The 20,027-nt window shown below is 57.0% G+C and carries 16 protein-coding genes and 5 tRNA genes; 5 read left to right on the top strand and 16 right to left on the bottom strand.

Features of this window, described 5'->3' with window-relative positions; translation table 11 throughout:
- Positions 1-244: 244 nt before the first annotated feature.
- The 3 genes from rpsA to H9C73_RS12475 all read right to left on the bottom strand — a co-directional run bounded on the left by rpsA (position 245) and on the right by H9C73_RS12475 (position 5,005).
- Positions 245-1,927 (bottom strand): 30S ribosomal protein S1, encoded by a 1,683-nt coding sequence (gene rpsA, locus H9C73_RS12485; RefSeq protein WP_209288162.1) that lies wholly within the window; start codon positions 1,925-1,927, stop codon positions 245-247.
- 190 nt (positions 1,928-2,117) lie between these two features.
- Positions 2,118-2,912 carry a hypothetical protein gene (locus tag H9C73_RS12480; protein ID WP_209288160.1) on the bottom strand — a complete coding sequence of 265 codons (795 nt, stop codon included), beginning with the start codon at positions 2,910-2,912 and terminating at the stop codon, positions 2,118-2,120.
- A gap of 2 nt (positions 2,913-2,914) precedes the next feature.
- The gene (locus H9C73_RS12475; RefSeq protein WP_209288159.1) at positions 2,915-5,005 is read right to left on the bottom strand and encodes a carboxy terminal-processing peptidase; all 2,091 of its coding nucleotides are present in this window, start codon (positions 5,003-5,005) and stop codon (positions 2,915-2,917) included.
- Between the two features lie 186 nt (positions 5,006-5,191).
- Here H9C73_RS12475 and H9C73_RS12470 point away from each other — a divergent pair, with 186 nt between their 5' ends.
- Both H9C73_RS12470 and H9C73_RS12465 read left to right on the top strand, forming a co-directional pair.
- Complete coding sequence (locus H9C73_RS12470) at positions 5,192-5,716, top strand: FKBP-type peptidyl-prolyl cis-trans isomerase (RefSeq protein WP_209288157.1); 525 nt, start codon at positions 5,192-5,194, stop codon at positions 5,714-5,716.
- Positions 5,716-7,020, top strand: a complete 1,305-nt coding sequence (locus tag H9C73_RS12465) for a M18 family aminopeptidase (protein ID WP_209288155.1) — start codon at positions 5,716-5,718, stop codon at positions 7,018-7,020. The genes H9C73_RS12470 and H9C73_RS12465 overlap by 1 nt, the downstream gene beginning before the upstream one ends.
- Here H9C73_RS12465 and H9C73_RS12460 read toward each other — a convergent pair.
- The 6 genes from H9C73_RS12460 to H9C73_RS12435 are packed head-to-tail and all read right to left on the bottom strand — an operon-like array spanning position 7,011 to position 13,870.
- Positions 7,011-7,406: a DUF3429 domain-containing protein gene (locus H9C73_RS12460; protein WP_209288154.1), complete on the bottom strand. Its 396-nt coding sequence runs from the start codon at positions 7,404-7,406 to the stop codon at positions 7,011-7,013. The two genes, H9C73_RS12465 and H9C73_RS12460, sit on opposite strands and share 10 nt — an antisense overlap.
- Positions 7,399-7,557, bottom strand: a complete 159-nt coding sequence (locus tag H9C73_RS12455; protein WP_209288240.1) for a DUF2256 domain-containing protein — start codon at positions 7,555-7,557, stop codon at positions 7,399-7,401. Before H9C73_RS12455 ends, H9C73_RS12460 begins: the two co-directional genes overlap by 8 nt.
- Before the next feature lie 24 nt (positions 7,558-7,581).
- The gene (locus H9C73_RS12450) at positions 7,582-9,105 is read right to left on the bottom strand and encodes an FAD-binding domain-containing protein (RefSeq protein WP_209288153.1); all 1,524 of its coding nucleotides are present in this window, start codon (positions 9,103-9,105) and stop codon (positions 7,582-7,584) included.
- A 56-nt stretch (positions 9,106-9,161) separates the two neighbouring features.
- Positions 9,162-11,783 carry an ATP-binding protein gene (locus tag H9C73_RS12445; RefSeq protein ID WP_209288152.1) on the bottom strand — a complete coding sequence of 874 codons (2,622 nt, stop codon included), beginning with the start codon at positions 11,781-11,783 and terminating at the stop codon, positions 9,162-9,164.
- Positions 11,780-12,889, bottom strand: a complete 1,110-nt coding sequence (locus H9C73_RS12440) for a response regulator (RefSeq protein ID WP_209288150.1) — start codon at positions 12,887-12,889, stop codon at positions 11,780-11,782. Before H9C73_RS12440 ends, H9C73_RS12445 begins: the two co-directional genes overlap by 4 nt.
- 39 nt (positions 12,890-12,928) lie before the next feature.
- Positions 12,929-13,870, bottom strand: a complete 942-nt coding sequence (locus H9C73_RS12435; RefSeq protein WP_209288149.1) for a sodium-dependent bicarbonate transport family permease — start codon at positions 13,868-13,870, stop codon at positions 12,929-12,931.
- A 122-nt stretch (positions 13,871-13,992) separates the two neighbouring features.
- On the opposite strand from H9C73_RS12435, the gene H9C73_RS12430 reads away from it, so the two are divergent.
- Positions 13,993-14,955, top strand: a complete 963-nt coding sequence (locus H9C73_RS12430; protein WP_209288148.1) for a LysR family transcriptional regulator — start codon at positions 13,993-13,995, stop codon at positions 14,953-14,955.
- Between the two features lie 20 nt (positions 14,956-14,975).
- Here H9C73_RS12430 and H9C73_RS12425 read toward each other — a convergent pair whose 3' ends face one another.
- From H9C73_RS12425 to H9C73_RS12395, 7 genes are all read right to left on the bottom strand, one after another.
- A complete protein-coding gene (locus tag H9C73_RS12425) occupies positions 14,976-15,752 on the bottom strand; it encodes an ABC transporter ATP-binding protein (RefSeq protein WP_209288146.1) in 777 nt (258 codons plus the stop codon).
- Positions 15,745-17,001 carry a glycosyltransferase gene (locus H9C73_RS12420; RefSeq protein ID WP_209288145.1) on the bottom strand — a complete coding sequence of 419 codons (1,257 nt, stop codon included), beginning with the start codon at positions 16,999-17,001 and terminating at the stop codon, positions 15,745-15,747. The genes H9C73_RS12425 and H9C73_RS12420 overlap by 8 nt, the downstream gene beginning before the upstream one ends.
- 196 nt (positions 17,002-17,197) lie before the next feature.
- Positions 17,198-17,274 (bottom strand) — tRNA-Asp (locus tag H9C73_RS12415).
- Positions 17,275-17,281: 7 nt separating this feature from the next.
- A tRNA-Thr gene (locus tag H9C73_RS12410) sits at positions 17,282-17,357 on the bottom strand.
- Between the two features lie 15 nt (positions 17,358-17,372).
- Positions 17,373-17,449 (bottom strand) — tRNA-Pro (locus H9C73_RS12405).
- Between the two features lie 4 nt (positions 17,450-17,453).
- Positions 17,454-17,529: transfer RNA gene (locus tag H9C73_RS12400), tRNA-Asn, on the bottom strand.
- A 20-nt stretch (positions 17,530-17,549) separates the two neighbouring features.
- Positions 17,550-17,625 (bottom strand) — tRNA-Asn (locus H9C73_RS12395).
- Positions 17,626-17,934: 309 nt separating this feature from the next.
- Here H9C73_RS12395 and H9C73_RS12390 point away from each other — a divergent pair.
- Both H9C73_RS12390 and H9C73_RS12385 read left to right on the top strand, forming a co-directional pair.
- Entirely contained in the window at positions 17,935-19,335 is a 1,401-nt protein-coding gene (locus H9C73_RS12390) for a Wadjet anti-phage system protein JetA family protein (protein ID WP_209288144.1), read from the top strand.
- A partial coding sequence (locus tag H9C73_RS12385) for a DUF4194 domain-containing protein (RefSeq protein WP_209288142.1) occupies positions 19,336-20,027 on the top strand: 692 nt, incomplete at its 3' end.

Here is a 20,027-nt window from a genome sequence, read left to right as displayed (position 1 = left end):
CCAAACAGGGGCTGAAGAACAGAGGTAGTGCTTGACGCCGGGAGGTGCCTAGAGACAGCTGCTTACACTTTGACAGTAAAAAAGACGGATGAGGTCGCCTGTGCAAGCAGGCGGCCTTTTTTTGTGTCGCGTGCGGGGCGGGTGTGACGCAGCGCGCCTTTTCAGCGCGGTTGTGTTGTGTAGCCTGCGGGCTCAAAAAAGGGGACGCCTTGGCGTCCCCTGGAGTTGCAACTGAAGAGGAAAATCAGTTGTTCTGGTTGGCCATCTGCTGCTTGATCAGATCGCCGATAGTGGTCGGTCCCGGAACATCAACTTCCTGGTTGCGAACCGCGCTCATGGCGGCTTTTTCGTCAGCCTGGTCTTTCGCGCGGATAGACAGGTTGATGACGCGGTTACGACGGTCGGCGCCAGTGATCTTGGCTTCAACAGTCTGACCAACGCTCAGTACGGTAGTCGCGTCGTCGATGCGCTCAGCGGCAATTTCAGATGCCTTCAGAGTCGCTTCGATGCCTTCAGCCAGCTCTACGATAGCGGCTTTCGGCTCAACGCTCTTAACAGTACCGGTTACGATGCTGCCCTTGTCGTTAGCGGCCAGGTATTCAGCGAACGGATCGCTTTCCAGCTGCTTGATGCCCAGGGAGATACGTTCTTTCTCGGCATCGATAGACAGGATAACCGCTTCAACTTCGTCGCCTTTCTTGAACTGACGCAGAGCGGTTTCCGGATCAGCATCCCACGCGATGTCGGACATGTGAACCAGGCCGTCCAGGTCGTTGTCCAGACCCACGAAGATACCGAAGTCGGTGATGGTCTTGATGGTACCGCTGACCTTGTCGCCGGCAGCGTGCTGCTCGGAGAAGGAAACCCAGGGGTTAGCAGTGCACTGCTTGATACCCAGGGAGATGCGGCGACGCTCTTCGTCCACGTCCAGGATCATCACTTCTACCTCGTCGCCGATCTGAACGATCTTGGACGGGTGGATGTTCTTGTTGGTCCAGGACATTTCGGAAACGTGTACCAGGCCTTCCACGCCATCTTCGATAGACGCGAAGCAGCCGTAGTCGGTCAGGTTGGTGACGCGAGCAGCAACCTTGGTGCCGGCCGGGTAACGGTCCTTGATGTCGTCCCACGGATCTTCGCTCAGCTGTTTCAGGCCGAGGGAGATACGGTTGGTTTCCTTGTCGAACTTGATGATCTTGACAGAGATCTCGTCGCCCGGAGTCAGCATTTCGCTCGGGTGAGAGATGCGCTTCCACGCCATGTCAGTGATGTGCAGCAGGCCGTCAACACCACCCAGGTCGATGAACGCACCGTAGTTGGTCAGGTTCTTGACGTAACCCTTGACGATCTGACCTTCTTCCAGGGTAGCCAGCAGCTCTTCACGCTGAGCGCTGTTAGCTTCCTGCAGAACGGCACGGCGAGACACAACGATGTTGTTGCGCTTCGGATCCAGCTTGATCAGTTTGAATTCAAGCTCTTTGCCTTCCAGGTGATCAACGTCACGTACCGGACGAACATCAACCAGGGAGCCCGGCAGGAAGCCCTGAATGTTGTTGATGCTGACAGTGAAGCCGCCTTTGACCTTGCCAGAGATGTAGCCTTTGACGGTCTCTTCTGCGTCGAATTTCTTCTGCAGAACTTCCCAGGCTTCGGCGCGCTTGGCTTTTTCACGGGACAGACGGGTTTCACCGAAACCGTCTTCAACCGCTTCCAGCGCTACCTTGACAGAATCACCTACCTGAATTTCCAGCTCGTTGCTGTCATTCAGGAACTGAGCGCGGGGAATAACCGCTTCTGATTTCAGGCCTGCATTGACAGTAACCCAGTCGCTGTCGATGTCGACAACTTCACCCATCACCAGGGTGCCGGGTGTCATGGCAATATCTTGGAGGGATTCTTCAAACAGATCAGCAAAGCTTTCGCTCATGAAAGTATCCTATATTGTCGCTGCCCGATTAGGAGTGGACAGCTTCCAGCCTGTATGCCAGCTATACAGGGTCGGTTGTCGATATCCGCACTGCAGTGCACTGGGCTGGCGATGTGCACCCGGCGCGGTAAATGTAAAGTTGCAAAATTATACAGGTGTATGCCAGCGCACGCCAGTACGCGATGCAAAATTAACCAACAGTGGTGGGCTTGGGCAGGGTGTCCTGCAGGGCCTGGCGCAAGGGTTGCTGGCAGGCCGGCAGCAGCTTGTCTAGGTCAGCGGCCAGTGGGGCAGGCAGATTTGTTTCTTCGGGGCGGTTGAACCAGTTTACCAGCAGGCGAAGCTCTTCCAGGTTGTTGGCTGCCAGCTCCACGGCGCTTCCGACACAGAAGGCGAAGGAGGGCAGATGGTTCTGAATGATATCCGCACGCTGTTCGTGCTCCAGCATCAAGCGGTTGGCACGGACAAAACGGCGGTACTCCTGCATGCCGGCGGCTGACATGACTTCGATTTGAATGTTGGAAAAGCGCTCTGCTTCCGGTAACCGGATCAGCGTGCTTTTAAGCTGGGCCTTGGTGCGCTCCAGTTCCTGCTCGAACGTCTCGGGGGCAAAATGCTGATTCAGCTTTTTGTACTCTTCCAGTTCAGCAATTTGCTGCTTCAGGGCCTCGATCTGGTCTTTCAGGGCCAGCTGCTCGGCCAGCAGATTCTCCTTGTCCTGCATCAGGCCACGAATCACCCGCTCTGTGGGAGTGAGTTTCTTCTCTGCAAAAGTGGCCGGCAGCTGCTTGGCACCCAGTTCTCCCGTGCTTTCGGTATAGGTGTTGCTGGGCACCATCTCGTAGCCGAACTTTTCAAGATCGGCCAAATTGACTTCGTGCTGGGCTTGCATGCTCTGGTAAGCGAAGTAACTGGCGGTGCCGGCGGCAATCAGCAGCAGCGGCACCAGAATCAGCAGTACGATACTCAGTTTGCCCAGCTTCATGGTCAGTGGTCACCCTTGGGGTTGGCTGCTTCGCTTGAGGCCGTATGGCGCAGCGTCAAATCGATCAGGTCGATCAGGATCTCCCCGCTTTCTGCCAGAATTGCTTCGGCTTCAGGGTTGATCGGTCGGCCCTGTTCGTCCTTCGGCAGGTCGTCGTCCGCTTCGCTCAGCTGATTGATGGGAGGCAGTCCTACACCGGCGCGGCGTTCGTTCTCCACCTGCAGCATCCAGCCTTCATTCTGCTCTTTCTCGGCGCGCAGCAGGGCCTCACTTAATGCCAACCGCTGATCATCTCTTTGGGTTTGAAGATGTTCGGCTTGCTTGCGCATAAAGACAAAGTCCGGTGCGTCAGCGGTGCGGTTCTCGTGACGCTCAAGCAGTGCTGACATGAACGGGCTCAGGCTGGGGTAACGACCATGACGTACCGCTCTGACCTTATCCCAGGGCAGTGCCTTGTCCAGAGAGCTTTCACCGATATCCTCCAGGGTGTAGAGGGACGGGAAGCTGATGTCCGGCTCAACACCTCGGTGCTGGGTGCTGTCACCGGAGATGCGATAGAACTTGGCGTGGGTCAGTTTAACCTGGCCATAGTCAATGGGCTGCAGGGTCTGCACGGTGCCCTTGCCGAAGGTGCGACTGCCAACAATGATACCGCGGTTGTAATCCTGAATTGCGCCGGCAAAGATTTCCGAAGCCGAAGCGCTCAGGCGGTTTACCAGCACGGCCATGGGGCCGTTCCAGGCGACCTTGGGGTCGAAGTCCCCCAGTATATCGATGCGGCCATCGGCGTCACGAATCTGTACGGTCGGACCGCGTTGAATGAACAGGCCGATCAGTTCGTTGGCTTCACGCAAGGAGCCGCCGCCGTTATTGCGCAGATCCATTATCAGGCCATCGATGTTTTCATCACGCAGCTCATGAATAAGGCGTTCCACATCGCGCGTGGTACTTTTATAGTTGGGGTCGCCCTTTTGCAGTGCGGCAAAGTCGATATAGAACGTGGGCACTTCAATCACGCCCAGCTTGTAGGGCTTGCCGTCGCGCTCCAGCTCCAGAATGCGTTTGCGCGCAGCCTGCTCTTCCAGTTTTACCTTGTTGCGCGTGATTTCGATGACCTTGCGAGCCTGGCGGTCAACCGCATCAGCCGGGATGATTTCGAGCCGAACCACCGTGCCCTTGGGGCCGCGAATCTTGCTCACCACATCATCCAGGCGCATGCCGACCACATCTTCGATCTCTCCCTCTTCGCCCTGGCCGACACCCACGATGATGTCAGCCGGTTGCAGTTGACCCGCCTTGTCGGCAGGGCCTGCAGGCACCAGACGAACGACCTTGGTCTGGTCGTTTTCGGCCTGCAGAACAGCCCCGATGCCTTCGAGAGAGAGACTCATGTTGATTTCAAAGTTTTCTGACCCGCGCGGTGAAAAATACTGGGTGTGCGGGTCGAATTCGTGCGTGAGTGCGTTGACGAAGCTTTCGAACACGTCATCACTCTTTGCCTGCTCCAGGCGCTTGAGCTGGTTCCGGTAGCGTTTGCGCAGGATGTCACGGGCTTCATCGACGGTTTTGTCGGCCAGCTTCAGGCTCAGAACGGCGCTTTTCAGGCGCTTGCGCCAGAGTTCATCCTGTTCGGCCTGGTTTGCCGGCCAGGGGGACTCACTGCGATCAGTATCCAGATATTCTTCCTGTGAAAAGTCCCACTCGGCGGTGTCCAGCGCATTCAGCATGTATTCGAGACGCTCATCCCTGCGCTGCTGGTAACGGTTGAAAATCGCAAATGCAGCCTGGGTTTGCCCCTCCAGAATCTGATCATCCAGCTGGTTTCGATACTGCTCAAACTCCGCAATGTCGCTGGCCAGAAAGTAGCTGCGTTCGGGGTCAAGCGCATCCAGGTACTGCTGGAAAACAGCTTGCGACAACTGGTCATTGAACGCCACTTCACTGTAGTGATCGTCCTGCAATGCCGTGACCACATCCATCAGCGTCTGGCTGTGCACGGGAGCGGGGGACAGGGGCGCAATCGCGGCCTGTGACGGCAGCGTAATGAAAAGTGTCAGCGCGGCGGTGGCAAGGGAATGGATCAGCTTGGACATGGGGCGCAGATCTCCGATCGTGAGGCTGGAGCGATACAGGCTGACAATCCCGTCCCTGATTGTCAGAGGTATCTTGTGTGACAGATCTCCAAGCGTTGAGTTCCGTCGGCTACAGCCTGATGAGTGTAGTCATCGCGTCAGGTAATGTAAAATCATCGACTTGGAGTTATTACGGAGCTATCGCGAATGCAGATCTGGAAGACTATGCTGCTGGGCCTTGCTACGGTTGGTGTTCTGACCGGCTGCGGGCCTGACCCCGAGCAGGAAAAACGGCAACAGGCACTGCTTGAGCAGGCCCTGAACGATGAAACCCGTCAGGCGGGTGATCGGTTTCGGGCAGAAAATGCCAAGCGGGAAGGTGTCGAAGTGCTGGAGAGTGGTTTGCAGATCGAGCACCTGGTCAAGGGAACCGGGGCCAGTCCGACTGCGGCGGACACGGTGGTGGTCCATTACGAAGGCAGGCGCGTGGATGGTCATGTGTTTGACAGTTCCTATGCGCGTGAAAAGCCTGCACGTTTCCCGCTTAAACAGGTTGTGCGTGGCTGGCGTAACGGTCTGATTCGGATGCATGAGGGCGGAACGGCCATGCTGTATCTGCCGCCTGAGCAGGCCTATGGTGCCACCAGCCCGTCACCGGATATTCCGGCCAACTCCACGCTGATTTTCAAGGTTGAGCTGATCGAGGTGATCAAGAATGAGGAGGTCCAGTAATGGCGCAGCACCAGTCTTTGGCAGACTTTAACGCATCCCTGAAGGCCTTTCTGGATGCCTCTCCAACCCCCTTTCATGCTGTTGGCAGTATGGCCGAACGGCTGGATGCAGCCGGGTTTGTCGTGCTGGATGAAGCCGATACCTGGACGCTGGAGTCCGGGCAGGGCTACTACATCACGCGGAACGACTCATCCATTATTGCCTGGCGCCAGCCGGATGCCGGTGCGGTCGTGAGCCAAGGGTGGCGGCTGATCGGAGCCCATACCGACTCGCCCTGCCTCAAGGTCAAGCCCTGTCCGGAGTTGCATAAGCAGGGCTACTTTCAGCTTGGTGTTGAGGTGTATGGAGGCGTATTGCTCAACCCCTGGTTTGACCGCGACCTGTCGCTGGCCGGGCGTGTCACCTGTCGTGATGTATCCGGGCGTATTCTGAGCCACTTGATCGATTTTGAGCAGCCGGTGGCGGTTCTGCCGAGTCTGGCCATTCACCTTGATCGGGAGGCCAATGCCAGCCGCAGCATCAATGCTCAAACCTTCCTGCCGGTCATCATGGGGCAGGCCGGTGAGAAGCCTGACTTTCGTGAGTTGTTGAAGCAGCATCTGGGTCAGCAGGGGGTGGATGACGTTGACAGTGTGCTGGACTACGAACTCTGTTTTTACGACACCCAGAAGGCTGCAACGGTTGGCCTGCATCAGGAGTTTCTGGCGTCTGCCCGGCTGGACAACCTGCTGAGCTGTTTTATCGGCCTGCAGGCCCTGATCGATGGTGGTGAGGCGGCTGCGGGACAGGTGCTGGTATGCAACGACCATGAAGAAGTGGGCAGCATGAGTGCCTGCGGAGCCCAGGGACCGATGTTGAGCCAGTGGCTTGAGCGCGTATTGCCGGATGCAGATCAGCGCAACCGTTCATTGTCGCGTTCCATGCTGATTTCGGCTGACAACGCGCACGGTGTGCACCCCAATTTCAGTGACAAACACGACGGCAATCACGGTCCGTTGCTGAATCGGGGGCCGGTGATCAAGATTAACGCCAATCAGCGATATGCCAGCAACAGCGAAACCAGTGCGCTGTTCCGTGATCTGGCCGAACTGGTCGGTGTGCCGGTACAGAGCTTTGTGGTTCGCACCGATATGGCCTGTGGCAGCACTATCGGTCCCATCACGGCGTCAGAGCTGGGGGTTAAAACCCTGGATATCGGTGTGCCTCAGTTCGCCATGCATTCCATTCGAGAACTGGCAGGCAGCGAAGATGCACATGGGCTGTACCGGGTGCTGCAGCGCTTCCTGCAAACCGATCAGGTCTGAATCAGCCAGACAAAATGGCATAGCACGGCTACCGCTGTCAGGTGCAAGCGCAGGCGGCGGTAGTCGGGTTGATCCAGTTGAATACGATCCCATCCCCACCAGATCAGATAGCTGCCGATCAGCAGGACCAGGGTGCCGGTCATCGGCAGAAGCAGGGCCAGCCAGCCCAGCAGACTGGGCAGCATGCAGAGGCACAATCGAACAGCGGAGCTCCATTCCGGTCTGCTGAGAGCAACGCCCCAGTGTATGCCGCCCAGAAAAGACAAGATCACCGCGCTGTAGGTTACAAAGGCAACCGGTGTTAGCGGGTGCAGGCCCATGCCAAGAGTCAGTCCCACAAAGGGGATCAGGCCGGCATAGCCAAGCCAGTGAGCGGTTCTAATCATATTTAACACCTCCATGGGGTCGGCGTTGGCGGCGACAGCGCTCGGAACAGTAGCGCACTTCATCCCAGCACTCGGCCCATTTGCGCCGCCAGCTGAAAGGACGCTGACAAACAGGGCAGGTTTTTTCAGGCAGCTCGGTTTTGCGTTTCATACGCGGCATGGTGTGTTCCGGATGTTATGCCTGGTCCCAGAGGCTCAGCTGGGGGCTGGCTGCTGACGGGCGGCGGCGACTGGCATGGTTGGCTGGTGCTTGACGTCGCCCTGAACGTCCATTGCGTTTGCGGCTGCCCAACTGCTGATAGACGCCGCGACTGATCGCATCGAATTGAGGGTGACGGTGGATGGCTGCGATCCTGTCTTTTGCCGTACGGGCGGCCTGACTCAAATCAACCAGCGGTTTGGGGTAACAGGGCTGTTTCAGCATGCGCGGCTCGTGCAGGGCCGAGAGGGGGGCGCTGGCCAGTTCGGGCACCCAGCGGCGGATGAAATGACCCTGTGGATCAAGTTCCAGCCCCTGCTTGAGAGGGTTGTATACACGGATGGCATTGATGCCGGTGGTACCGGACTGCATCTGAATCTGCGGCCAGTGTATGCCCGGCTCGTAATCGATAAATGTCCGAGCCAGCACCCGGCCGCTGTCCTGCCAAGGCAGCCAGAGGTGATAACTGGCGACCGACGTGAGCATGGCGCGCATGCGAAAGTTGATCCAGCCGCGTGCGTTGAGTGCCCGCATGCAGGCATCAACGAAAGGCCAGCCGGTCTGGCCCTTGGCCCAGCGTTCAAGGCGTTCAGTGTCCAGCGTTCGATCCAGGTCGGCAAACAGCGGGTGGATCGGTGTCCACTCCAGCGCTGGCATGTCTTCAAGCTTCTGCATGAAGTGGCAGTGCCAATAGAGTCGGCTGATAAAGCTGCGCAGTGAGCGCTTCCAGGCTGGATCCTGAGAATGCTTTTTTGCCAGCTCTGCGGCCTGAAATACCTCGCGTACCGACAGGGTTCCCCAACACAGATGGGGCGAGAGACGAGAGCAGGCGGCATAGGCCGTGTTGGGGCTGGACATGGCAAAGCGATAATCACGTCCGCGCTGGTGCAGAAAGCTTTCAAGGCAGCGCAGCCCCGCGCTGCGACCGCCCGGCTGCTGGCGCAGCGGTGATAAGTGAGTCCCGGTGGGTGTGTCGGGCAGCCCGTGCAAGAGCGGTAGTATGTCAGGCGCTTGCAGCGCAGGCACCGGGAGCGTGGGCGACTGCATTCTGGATTCCCGGTATTCGGCCCAGTGATCACGGTTTTTCAGCCGTCTTACCACGCCGTTTTGTGGCAGCTCATGCCACTCTATGCTTTCTGCCTGGCACCAGGCAGCTACCTGAAGATCGCGCTGGTAGGTCCAGTGATTGCCGGTTTCTTCATGAGACCAGAGGGTGAAAGTGCCATAAAACGCTTTCAGCTCGCGCAGGGCTTCGAGTATGTCGGTGCTTCTAATCAGCAGCGGTATTCCTCTCGCAGCCAGGTCCGATTCCAGATCAGAGAGACTGTCACGGCAAAACTGCCAGTGTCGCTCAGACATGTCGGGCTGTTGCCACAGGCCGGGCTCAATAACACATAACGGAAGTACCCTTCCGTGGCGGGCCGCTTCCGTTAAGGCAGGACTATCGGCCAGTCTCAGGTCGCGTTTGAACCAGACCAGTTGCAGGGATGAGGTCGTCATGCCACTGCTACGTGAAGCAGCAGCGTGGCGGTTCAGTCGATGGAAATCGTTCGGTGCTAGAAATCCCGGTTCAGGTTTTGGGAGCAGAAGTGCAGCAGGCGCAACTCCAGTGCAGGCAGATCTTGCTCGAGCTGCTGCAAGGTGAGGCGTGCAGGGTCAAAATGTGCTGAGCGTGTCTGTTGTTCCAATACTTCCAGTTGGTGTGCCAGCTTCTGACACTGCAGTGAGCGCGCACTGCCTTTTAATCGGTGCGCCAAAGCGCTGGCCTGATCGCTGTCCTCCTGCTCCATCGATTGCTTTATCAGAGCAAGTTCAGAGTGAAGACTGTTGGCGAATTCGTTGATCAGGACGATCGCATTCTCCACTCCGCCAAGATCGGTCGTCAGTCTGTCGGGGTCAAAATCGACTACGGTCAATTCCGGCTCAACCCCGTTATTCATGTCTTCCTGTATAAACCGTGACGCCAGAGTACGCGCGATCACGCGCTGTAATTCGGTCAACCGTATGGGCTTGGCGAGGTAGTCGTTCATGCCGGCTTCGAGGCATTTTTCCCGGTCGCCTGCCAGTGCATCGGCGGTAACGGCGATAATCGGAATCTGGTTCAAGGGGGCGTCCAGCCTGCGAATGGCACGTGTGGTGTCAAACCCGTCCAGGTGTGGCATATGCACATCCATCAGAATGACGTCGTAATCCGGATCCTCCTCCAGTGCTGACAGAACCTGACGGCCATCGGCGCAAATCCGGTAGTCGGCTCCGGCCCGGTCCATCAGAATTTGCATCATCTTGTGGTTGATGGGGTTATCTTCAGCAATCAGGATGTTAAGTCCATCGGTTATGGGGGTGACGGGGGCAGCGGGCTCAGCCTTGGGCAGTGAAGGGGGTGGCATAAGCTCTGGGCGGTAAAGGGCCGTGAGGGCATTGATCAGCTCAAGAGCTGAAACCGGATGAGGGATCTGGACACTCACCGGAATGAACAACTCCGACAGGTCACGATTACTCAGGGCAATGACCTCGCCTTGCCCGGATTGCTGCTGTATCCATGTGCGCAGGGACTGAGTATCAAGCGGGTAGCGGCGGTCATCGACCAGCAGCAGGTTGTAACTGCCCGCTGAGTCGTCCTCGATAAGCGGCTTGAAGTGACAATCCACACACTCTGTATGCTGCGAGAGCAGTCGATAAAGGTTTTCATACAGCTGATGCGAGTTGGTGACACAGAGTACCTTGCACTGACCGAGAGGCAGCGCTTCCAGGCCGGAATCCAGTGTTGCGGATCCATGGGCCTGCAAGGGGAGGTTGAGGGTGAAACGGGAGCCGCGGCCCAGGTGGCTGGCAACCTCAACTTCCCCGTCCATGGCATCAACCAGATGTCGGGTAATGGCCAGGCCAAGCCCGGTGCCCTGGTATTCACGCGTTGAAGAGTGGTCTGCCTGGCGAAAGGCGTTGAAGATAATCGCCTGATTACTGGCGGCAATGCCGATACCGGTGTCTTCGATGCTGAGCCTGATGCCGGTTTGGCGGTTGCTGGCATCCTTGATCGGTGCCAATGAGGCGGTGACATGCCCCTCATGCGTAAACTTGACCGCATTGCCGATCAGGTTATGCATGATCTGTCGAAGGCGAACAGGGTCGCCAATGACTTCCAGCGGGGTTTCCGGATCCGCATCAATGTAGAGATCGATGCCCTCGGCTGCGGGTGTGGAGGCCGCCAGTGTCATCACCATTTGCACCTGCTCACAGAGATTGACCGGTTTTTGCTCCAGTGTGAGCTGGCCGGCTTCGATCTTGGAGAAATCGAGCACGTCGTTGATCAGGCTTAACAGGGTGTCTGCAGCGTTGTCGGCTGTTTGAATGTAGTCTTTCTGCAAGGGAGTAAGCGCGGTGGTACTGGCCAGGGAGTCGAGCATGCCCACCACGGCATTCAGCGGAGTGCGGATCTCATGGCTCATGGTGGCCAGAAAATCACTTTTGACCTGATTGGCCTCTTCGGTTTCTTTCAGGGCTTCGAGCATTCGTCGGCTGGCTTCCCTTTGGGCGCGCTCAATCCTGAACGCATACAGGATGCCGGTAATCGTGTTGGTCAACGGCGAGAGCCAGTCTACAAATTCTTGTGAGTACTCCTGCGGGCTGTTGGCCAGTGCAAACATGCCCAGTACTTCGCCGCGAAACTTCAGAGGAATGCCGATAAATGACTCAATTTCGGGGTGGCCTTTCGGCGCTTTGCCGGGTCTGAGTTTCAAGGTGTCGTGGTTGGCAATGATGACATTGCCGGTCGTCAGCGCTTGACCGAACAGGTTGTCCAGATTGTTGAAATCAATGCCCTGGTCGATGTTGTCTTCATACAGCCTTCTGGAGGCTTCGTCCCAGGCAAGGTTGGTAATGGCGTAGCAGCGCATGTAGGGCGTGCCGTCCTCATGTTCCATGCGCTCGCTGATCAGCCCCATGGGGGAGCCGGTAAGCGACTTCAGCACTTCCAGCAGCTCGCCAAAACGACGCCTTGGGTCCTTGTAGAGAAGGAAGTTGTTGTTGACGTGGGAGACAGCGCTCAACACCTGCTGTTGGCGCCTGGACTGGTGCAGGTGGTATCGGGTCTTGATAAAGGCAAAGCCGGTTGCAAGAGCTGCCACCACACTGGTGGCCAATATCGCAACGGTATCCCAGTGTTCCCAATCCAATATCATTTGATGCCCGCCTGATGTTGAAGAAACTCGACATATTGCTGGTCCTTGACGCTGATGTGCCGATACCAGGCCTCGCGAAGCTGCCGGTAGGCTTTCAGAATCCGGTCTTTCCTGCGTCCATACAGCTTGCCGGTCAACATCTGTGTTCTCTGCAAGATAAGTCCATGTTCAGCCTGGTGTGAGCTGACCGGCTGATAGCCATGCTCTCGCTGATGCAGGTACTCCTGTTGAAACAGGTCGGTGCTGAGCTGCTCGATCTGCTCAATCAGGGCGTGGATCTCCTCGGGCGGGCTGTCTGCCAGGGACTCGCCCACTTGATACAGCAGATGGAGAATTTCGCGCAGTGTGTCGTGCTTGTAGTGCAGAAAGCTGTCCTGAATGCCGGGTGGCAGCAGAGAGCTTGCTGCCTGCTCCAGCGCTTTCTGAACCTGCTGCGGGTCTGATTGAGGTAGTGTCGGGGGCGCTTCAGGCTGAGGCTCGACGGCAGGTTCGGCAGGTGGCGTGGGCGGTTCCAAGTCCGGCTGGGGTACAGCTGCCGGCGCGCTCACCGGTTCGGCAGGGCTGCTCCCGGTGGGCCGGGCCTTGTGCGCAACCAGGCTGCCATAGGAGGCAACGGCAGGGCTGACCTTGATTTCGGTTGAGATGCCGCGGTAGGTGTCACTGGGGGCCAGGTCGATCTGGCGGTGCAGGGCCGCATGCACTTTGGCAGACAGTACATCTGCGTTCAGTGGCTTGCTCAGAAAGCCATGGCAGTCCAGCCCAACGGCTTTCATGACGTTGTGGCGGTAGTTGTAGTCCGACACGACCAGTACGCAGAGGTCGCGCGGGGTGTTGTCGACATCGCCACAGCGAATAGCCTGCAACAGCTCCAACCCGTTGCCGGGTTGCATATCGATATCCGTCAGGACGAGGTTGATGTCGCCTCGCTCTGCCAGGCGTTCAATCGCTTCCTGTCCACTCAGGGCCGAATAGATCCGTTTGCACCCCAGTGTTTCCAGGATTTTGCGGTAGAACTCGTTAATGATGGGCTGGTCATCGACGACCAGAATGGCCAGTTCGCGGATATGTTCCATTATCACCCGGGGGAGCTGCATGCTTTCAATCAAGCATTGCACACTCCCCCAAGGTTGTACATTGCGCCAGGTCTAGCTCAGAGCAAGCAGAATCTGGTGATACAGCGGAATCCCGATCAGTACGTTAAACGGGAAGGTAAAGCCCAGTGAAGCCAGCATGGCCAGACCGATATCAGCCTGGGGAATGGCCGCCCGAATGGCTGCCGGGGCCGCAATATAGGATGCGCTGGCGGTCAGGCTGGCCAATACCAGGGTGGTGCCCAGCGGCAGGCCCAGAATGCTGCCCGCAACCATGCCGAAGCCGGCCAGAATACTCGGTGCTGCACAGGCAAAAACGAGCAGACGCCAGTGCTGCTTGGGAATCGGGCGCAGCGTTTCGGCGGCTGTCAGACCCATCTCAAGAAGGAACAGCGCAAGGACTGCCTTGAAGGCGCCGGTGAAGAGGTCGGTGACCGGTGCGCCATGCATGGGGCCATAGAGATAGCCGATGATTACGCCACCGGCCAGTAACACCACGCCGCGGTTGGTGAGTGTTTCATGCAGCAGGCTGATTTTGGAGTGAGCAATATCACCACTTTGGTCAAAGCGACGGAACAGGGCGAGGCCTACCATGATTGCCGGCAGTTCAAGCAGTACCAGATAAAGTGTCACCTCGGGGCCGGTGATCAGGTTGTTGGTTTCGGCGTAGGCAAGCGCAACCGCGAAAGTACCGGCACTGACTGACCCGTAGTGAGCGCAGATACTGGCGCTGTCGGCCAATGACAGCCGCACCAGCTTGCGCAGCAATGGGAACAGAATAAGCGGTATCAATGCACCCAGTGACATGACCAGCAAAAGTTCCGGAACCAGTGCCAGTGTCAGGTTGCCGTGAAGCCCCATGCCGCCTTTAAGGCCGATGGTCAGCATCAGCAGCAGGCTGAGGGTGTCATAGGCGGCCTTGGGGATGCTCAGGTCTGACTTGAGCACACCTGCCACGACGCCTAACAGAAAGAACATGACGACAATATCAGGCATAGACATCTCACTCTTGGTTTAAGCAATTGGAATGGGCGCGATTTTGCCTGCAATGCAGCATTGAATCTAATTAATATTTAGTGAATGCTATATAGATAATCATCTATTAATCGGGACGCGATATGAATCTGCGCCACCTCACGTTTCGTCTGCTGGAAGTATATGTCACGGTCGTCAAAACGGGCTCGGTCACGGCCGCGGCTCAGCAGCTTCACCTGACTCAGCCAACTGTCTCACAGCAGTTGAAGCGCCTGTCGGAGACGGTGGGTGAACCACTGATTGAGCATCATTCCGGCAGGCTGGTGTTAACGGATGTGGGCGAGGCGCTGTACCAGACGGCTCAGGATGTAACCGGCCGTTTCATGGACTTTCAGGACTATCTGTCTGAATTGCGAGGTGGGCACCGGGGCCGCTTCAGTATTGCGCTGGTGAATACGGCGCAATATGTACTGCCCAGGGTGCTGGGGCCATACTCACAGTCATTTCCGGAAGTGGACATGACGGTGCATATCGGTAACCGGCAGCAGCTGCTGGATCGGTTTGAGCGGCAGCTGGACGATATCTATGTATTCAGTCATCCGCCTTCCTCGGAGCAGGCACTGGCGGCGCGCTTTTTGCGAAATCCGCTGGTGATGCTGGCGCCTGAGCAACACCCGTTGGCGGGAGGTGAGCAGGTTAAGATCGAAGACCTGTTGCAGGAACGTCTGCTGCAGCGAGAGCCGGGGTCGGCCACGCGGATGCTGTTTGAAAGCTGGCTGCAAGGCAAGGGGGTGCAATGGTCCAATTGCCTGCAGATGGCCAGTAATGAAGCCATCAGGGTAGGGGTCGCCTCAGGAATGGGCCTCGCTGTCATATCACGCCATGCCCTGCCGGCGTCCCACCCCGGGATCACTATTCTGCCCATTGACGGTTTCCCGGTCGAAAGTCACTGGCATTTCATTGTTCGCCGGGATCGGCGACTGCCGCATGCTGCGCGAGGGTTTCTGGAATATGCAGCCGCACACCTGGAAAGCTGTCTGCCGGCCGAGTATCTGTGCAACGAAGTGGAGAGCCTGTTTGCTGCCGGGGCGGCAGACACTCAGTAGCCTGGTTGAGTGAGGCGTGCTCAGGGTGTCTGCCAGAGATGATACCAGCCGTGCCGCTCGCTGACGGTCAATTCAGAGTTGTACAGCCTGGAAAGCATATCGCTGCGTAATACTTCATGTTTGGGGCCGTCGGCCAGAACCCGTCCGTTTTGAAGCAGAATTACGCGTTCCACTTCCGGGATGACCTCCGAGATATGATGGGTGGCGATCAGCAGTGAGCCGCCGGACTGGCAAAAGTGGCGCAACATGCCCAGCAACTGGGCGGCAGCGCCCATGTCCAGGCCGCTGGCCGGCTCATCCATGATCAGGGCGTTCGGCTGATGAATCAGTGCCCGACCAAGCAGAAGGCGTCGTTTCTGTCCGGTCGACAGGCGCTGAAACATCTGATCGCGATATTCCTGCATGCCCAGTGTGTCCAGCAACGCCTCGGCCTGCTGTATCTGATCCTCGCCAGGGCGCAGGTGGTCGTGCTGACCGATGCTGCCGAAAAAACCGGAGATCACGACATCCAGAGCGCGGGTGTAGGGCGTGTAGTCATCCTGAAGGTCGCTTGAGACGAAGCCGATCTGCTTGCGCAGCTCCCACAGAGGAAGAATATCGCTACCGTAAAGCCGAATGTGGCTGTCCGGCCTGTTCACCGGGTACAGCTCGCGACTGATCAGTTTCAGCAGGGTACTTTTGCCTGCCCCGTTGGGCCCCAGCAGTGCGACACGCTCCCCGTGCTCGATGCGCAGCGAGAAATTATCCAGAATCAGAGACTGATGCTGATAAACGCTGGCGTTTTGAATATCAATCATCGCGTGATGCATTGCGGTTCTTGGCCTCGATCCACTGTGCCATGTACTGGGTGCTCTTCATGCTGTGGTGTCTGAGCATGGCGCCGGTAAAGTTTTGCAGTCGGTGTTGATGCAGGCTGTGACGCAGCTCATTCAAGCGAGCAATCAGGCGCTTGGCATTGGGTGCAAACAGGAAACGGTCCGAGTATAGCCGGAACCCCTCTTGCTGTGCATCCAGCCATTGGCTTTGGTTCCGGTACAGCGCGACAGCCTGTTCAGCAAAGGCTTCAGGCGTTTCAGCAATTGGTTGAGGCCAGGCTTGGCTGCCTGCCATGCCTTCGGCACCAACGGAGGTTGTGACCGAAGGTGTGCCACAGGCCAGTGCGTCGACCAGCTTGCCCTTGAGTCCGGCGCCAAAGCGGAGCGGTGCCAGGTTGATACGTGACTGGCGCATGACGTCATCAACGCACTCTGCCCAGCCCTTGATGTTGAATCCCTTGGCAGGGTTGTGCAGTTGATTGGCTTTGGGCGGCGGATAGGCGCCATACACGTTCAGTTGCGCGCCGGGGAGCTGTTTGCGAATCAGCGGCCAGATTGTGTGATGCATCCATAATACGGCATCCCAGTTCGGTGCGTGCCGAAAATTGCCGATCATGCAGAAGTCCTTGCGCTGGTCATGGCCGGGCAGCGTTTCGGTGCTGGCGCTCGGCAGCGCTGTCATCATAAAAGGGCATTCGTGCAGCAGAGACGAGTCCACTCTAAACGTGTTTTGAAGCAGGTCGATCTCGGCAGGCGAGATCATCAAGGTCAGATCGCTTCTGAGAATAGCGGCGACTTCACGTTTCGCGTGCTCACCGAACAGTACGTCAGAGGGTACTTCAAGACACGGCTGTTGAGTCTGTTTACTGATGTGGTGGCGCGCATGGCGCAGACAGGAAAGGTCTTCTGTATCCAGTAGCCGCAGGGCATCAGGGCAGTAGCGCTCGACACGCCAGCCGAACTGCTCTTCCATCATGAAGCGATCAAACATCACGATGTCGGGCTTCAGTGCCTGAATAAACTGATCAAAGCTGGAGCAGTTCAGGTTGATGGAGGCTTCTTCAATTCCCAGCGCGGGCAGGTCTGCTCGGTGAATGCTTCTTTCAGCCGGGCTGGCATAGGTGACGGCCCAGTTCTGCTGACGAAATGCTTCAAGCAGGGACAGCATGCGGTAGCCTGCTGCACTTGATCGAGGTTCGGGCCAGACATAGCCGATAACAAGTACCTTCATGTTGCAACTGTTAACTGTTTATTCAGTGATAATGAATGGGGCTTTTCTAGCCTTGGCTATTATGGCAGTCGTTATTCCTGCCTGGTAAGTGCCTTTCAGTATGCTGTTTGATGCAGTCTTAAAATAGAACTGGGTAGTCGAACAAGAATATCTCAGGGGCGATATTTTGCAGGCTAGAGATTGTTTTTGTCGTGAGTGGCGGAACGGACGGGACTCGAACCCGCGACCCCCTGCGTGACAGGCAGGTATTCTAACCAACTGAACTACCGCTCCGCAGCGGTGGTGCCGGCACCAAGAGTCGAACTCGGGACCTACTGATTACAAGTCAGTTGCTCTACCAACTGAGCTATACCGGCGAATAATACAGGGAGTGGTCGGAGCAGAGGGATTCGAACCCCCGACCCTCTGGTCCCAAACCAGATGCGCTACCAGGCTGCGCTATGCTCCGAAAATGGCTCCCCGAGCTGGACTCGAACCAGCGACCAATAGATTAACAGTCTACTGCTCTACCAACTGAGCTATCGGGGAATGCCGGGTGGCGGTAGGGTTGGCTCCTCGAGCTGGACTCGAACCAGCGACCAATAGATTAACAGTCTACTGCTCTACCAACTGAGCTATCGAGGAACACCTCAACCGTGGGGGCGTATATTAGTGATGCTCCCGCAGAGCGTCAAGGAAAAAATAAAACTTTTTTCTTAGCCGTATCAACAGCATAAAAGCCGTGAGTATAAATAGAGGTTTTTGGCAATCAGCTTGAGCAGCAAAGCCAAAGGAAGGTTCTGTGGTAAGGCGCGGCTTGTACATTTACATCAGTGATACATAGTCGAACTTCGAATATGGAGAGTGCGTCGTCAGGAGAATTCCCCTTATCTCCCACCCGGTTTTTCGCTAACATGGCCTGCTTAAGCCAACCGATCATAACCGGACGACTCAGTGCTGTTTAACAAGCTTCCTGAAGACATTTTTCTCCCGCTTTCGGGGCAAAACCGGCAGGTATACCAGTCCGTTTTGCTGGAACTGGCGGATCTGTTTTTCGACGAGGACCTGATCGACCCTTTTATCCCGCGTGACCTGGTGCGCTCAACCATCGAGAACGCCGTGGTGCGTCTGGGGGTTCGGCGCTGGGAAGCCGAAATAGGAGAAGAAGAGGGGCAGGAACTGCCACGCTCGACGGCCGAATATACCAACCGGATTTACCGCCGACTGGTACAGACCGGCTGGCTGGAAGAAGAGCAGAAGGTCTATCGTACCTACGTCCTGCTGTCGCCTTCAGTGAGTCACCTGCTGCGATCTCTGGTAAGCATTGCGCGGCTTGAGAAGCGCAGTTACGGCGGTGCCGTACTGAACGTGCTCAGCTCGCTGGAATCGGCCGTGAATGATCCGGAAGGGCGTGGTATTACGCTGGCAGAAGCGGCGCAGACCGCCGCTGACTTCAGTGCCCACCTGACGGACATGATGCTGGGCCTGCGCGAGTTGAAGCTGAACCTGACCGCCAGTAACAATCCACAGGAGATTGTGCGCGGGTTCTTCGACCGCTTTGTGGAACAGATTCTGGTCTCCGACTACAAGACACTGAAGACCCGCAACAACCCGTTCCGTTTCCGTCGCCAGATCCTCGCCATGCTGCGTGACCTGCAGTTTGACCCGCTCAAGCTGCAGCAGCTGACCGAGCATTACCAGCAGCAGATGGACCTGTCCTATGACGTGGCCGAAGCTCAGGTACACCAGCACATCAACCGTATCATCCGGATTTTTGAATCGGTGGATCAACGCCTGGCGGCCATTGATGACTTCCGCTATCAGCTGGAAAAGCGAGTGGCGGATACCGTTCGCTACATGGACAAGACCACGCCGGGCATGGCCGCTCGCCTGTCGCGCCTGATCTCCGGCCTGGCAAAGGTGGAGGAACGCCTGATCCCGCCGGTCACCACGCTGGATGAAGTCGGCTTTATCTCGCCCTCCAGTGTGCGTTCGCCCGTGCGTCGTCGCGTTGAGGCCACGCCAAAGATCATCACCCAGAAAGAGATCGATCCGAAAGTGCTGGAGCTGCGGCGCCTGTTCAAGGAGTGGAAGGAACGCCGTGAGGTCAATGTGGACCGCATCGAAACCTACCTTGAAAGCCAGCTGGCCGGACGTGATCAGATGAGTGCGACCGACTTCCGCATTGGCAGCGTCGAAGAGTATATCTGCTTCAGTTACGTTCGCCACATGAACTCGCTTGGCAAGAAGGCGCGCAGCATGCGCAACCGTTACCGAATTCAATTTGAAGACCACTACGTCAATGTCTCCAACATGGTGGAGTGTCGTGGTTTTACCATTCACAGGAACCGCTAAATGCTTGGTGATCTGCAGAAAACCGTCTCCCGCAATGATCAGCACGATGCCGATGATTTCATCCGTGCTGCCAGCCAGTTGCTGAGCAGCCAGTTTCTGTACGCGGACCGCCCGGTTCACCGTGACAGTTACTTTCTGGTGGCGGGCAACCTGGACTACTTCCGTAACCTGTTTGAAGCGATCGGCTGGAGCCTGGTCTACCAGCCCGATGAAGCCTTTCTGGGGGTTCTGCCCCAGCAGGAGGAGCGGGTGCTGCGGCTGAAACTGGATGAGTCGCTGCTGATGCTGTGCCTGCGACAGCAGTACGAAGAAAAACTGGAAAACTTTGAAGTGGAAGGCGGCAAGGCCTATACCAGCACGGATGAATTACTGCGTCTGTTTTCCAACCTGACCGGCAAGGATATTCCCAATGAGACGCGTCTCAAGGAGATCCTGTCGCTGTTTACCCGTCACGGTCTGATCGAGCGCGGCAAGCTGGATGAAACCGATCCGAAAAATATTCCGCTGAAGATCAACCCGACCATCCGTCATGTAGTGGTCGAGGATTACATCGGCCAACTGGAAGCCCTGTGTGACGTGGATATCCGCGACCAGCTGGATGATGATCCTGCCGAAGCCGAAGCCGAAGCCGAAGCCGAAGCCGAAGCCGAAGCCGAAGCCGAAGCCGAAGCCGAAGCCGAAGCCGAAGCCGA

Origin of the sequence: Marinobacterium alkalitolerans (assembly GCF_017776525.1) — a bacterium.
Classification (GTDB): Bacteria; Pseudomonadota; Gammaproteobacteria; order Pseudomonadales; family Balneatricaceae; genus Marinobacterium; species Marinobacterium alkalitolerans.
The sequence above is the reverse complement of the archived record's forward strand: the minus strand, read 5'-3'. Positions and strand labels throughout refer to the sequence as shown.

Coding starts and splice junctions, on each gene's coding strand:
- rpsA (WP_209288162.1), bottom strand. CDS start 1,927: ATGAGCGAAAGCTTTGCTGATCTGTTTGAAGAATCCCTCCAAGATATT.
- H9C73_RS12480 (WP_209288160.1), bottom strand. CDS start 2,912: ATGAAGCTGGGCAAACTGAGTATCGTACTGCTGATTCTGGTGCCGCTG.
- H9C73_RS12475 (WP_209288159.1), bottom strand. CDS start 5,005: ATGTCCAAGCTGATCCATTCCCTTGCCACCGCCGCGCTGACACTTTTC.
- H9C73_RS12470 (WP_209288157.1), top strand. CDS start 5,192: ATGCAGATCTGGAAGACTATGCTGCTGGGCCTTGCTACGGTTGGTGTT.
- H9C73_RS12465 (WP_209288155.1), top strand. CDS start 5,716: ATGGCGCAGCACCAGTCTTTGGCAGACTTTAACGCATCCCTGAAGGCC.
- H9C73_RS12460 (WP_209288154.1), bottom strand. CDS start 7,406: ATGATTAGAACCGCTCACTGGCTTGGCTATGCCGGCCTGATCCCCTTT.
- H9C73_RS12455 (WP_209288240.1), bottom strand. CDS start 7,557: ATGAAACGCAAAACCGAGCTGCCTGAAAAAACCTGCCCTGTTTGTCAG.
- H9C73_RS12450 (WP_209288153.1), bottom strand. CDS start 9,105: ATGACGACCTCATCCCTGCAACTGGTCTGGTTCAAACGCGACCTGAGA.
- H9C73_RS12445 (WP_209288152.1), bottom strand. CDS start 11,783: ATGATATTGGATTGGGAACACTGGGATACCGTTGCGATATTGGCCACC.
- H9C73_RS12435 (WP_209288149.1), bottom strand. CDS start 13,870: ATGCCTGATATTGTCGTCATGTTCTTTCTGTTAGGCGTCGTGGCAGGT.
- H9C73_RS12430 (WP_209288148.1), top strand. CDS start 13,993: ATGAATCTGCGCCACCTCACGTTTCGTCTGCTGGAAGTATATGTCACG.
- H9C73_RS12425 (WP_209288146.1), bottom strand. CDS start 15,752: ATGATTGATATTCAAAACGCCAGCGTTTATCAGCATCAGTCTCTGATT.
- H9C73_RS12420 (WP_209288145.1), bottom strand. CDS start 17,001: ATGAAGGTACTTGTTATCGGCTATGTCTGGCCCGAACCTCGATCAAGT.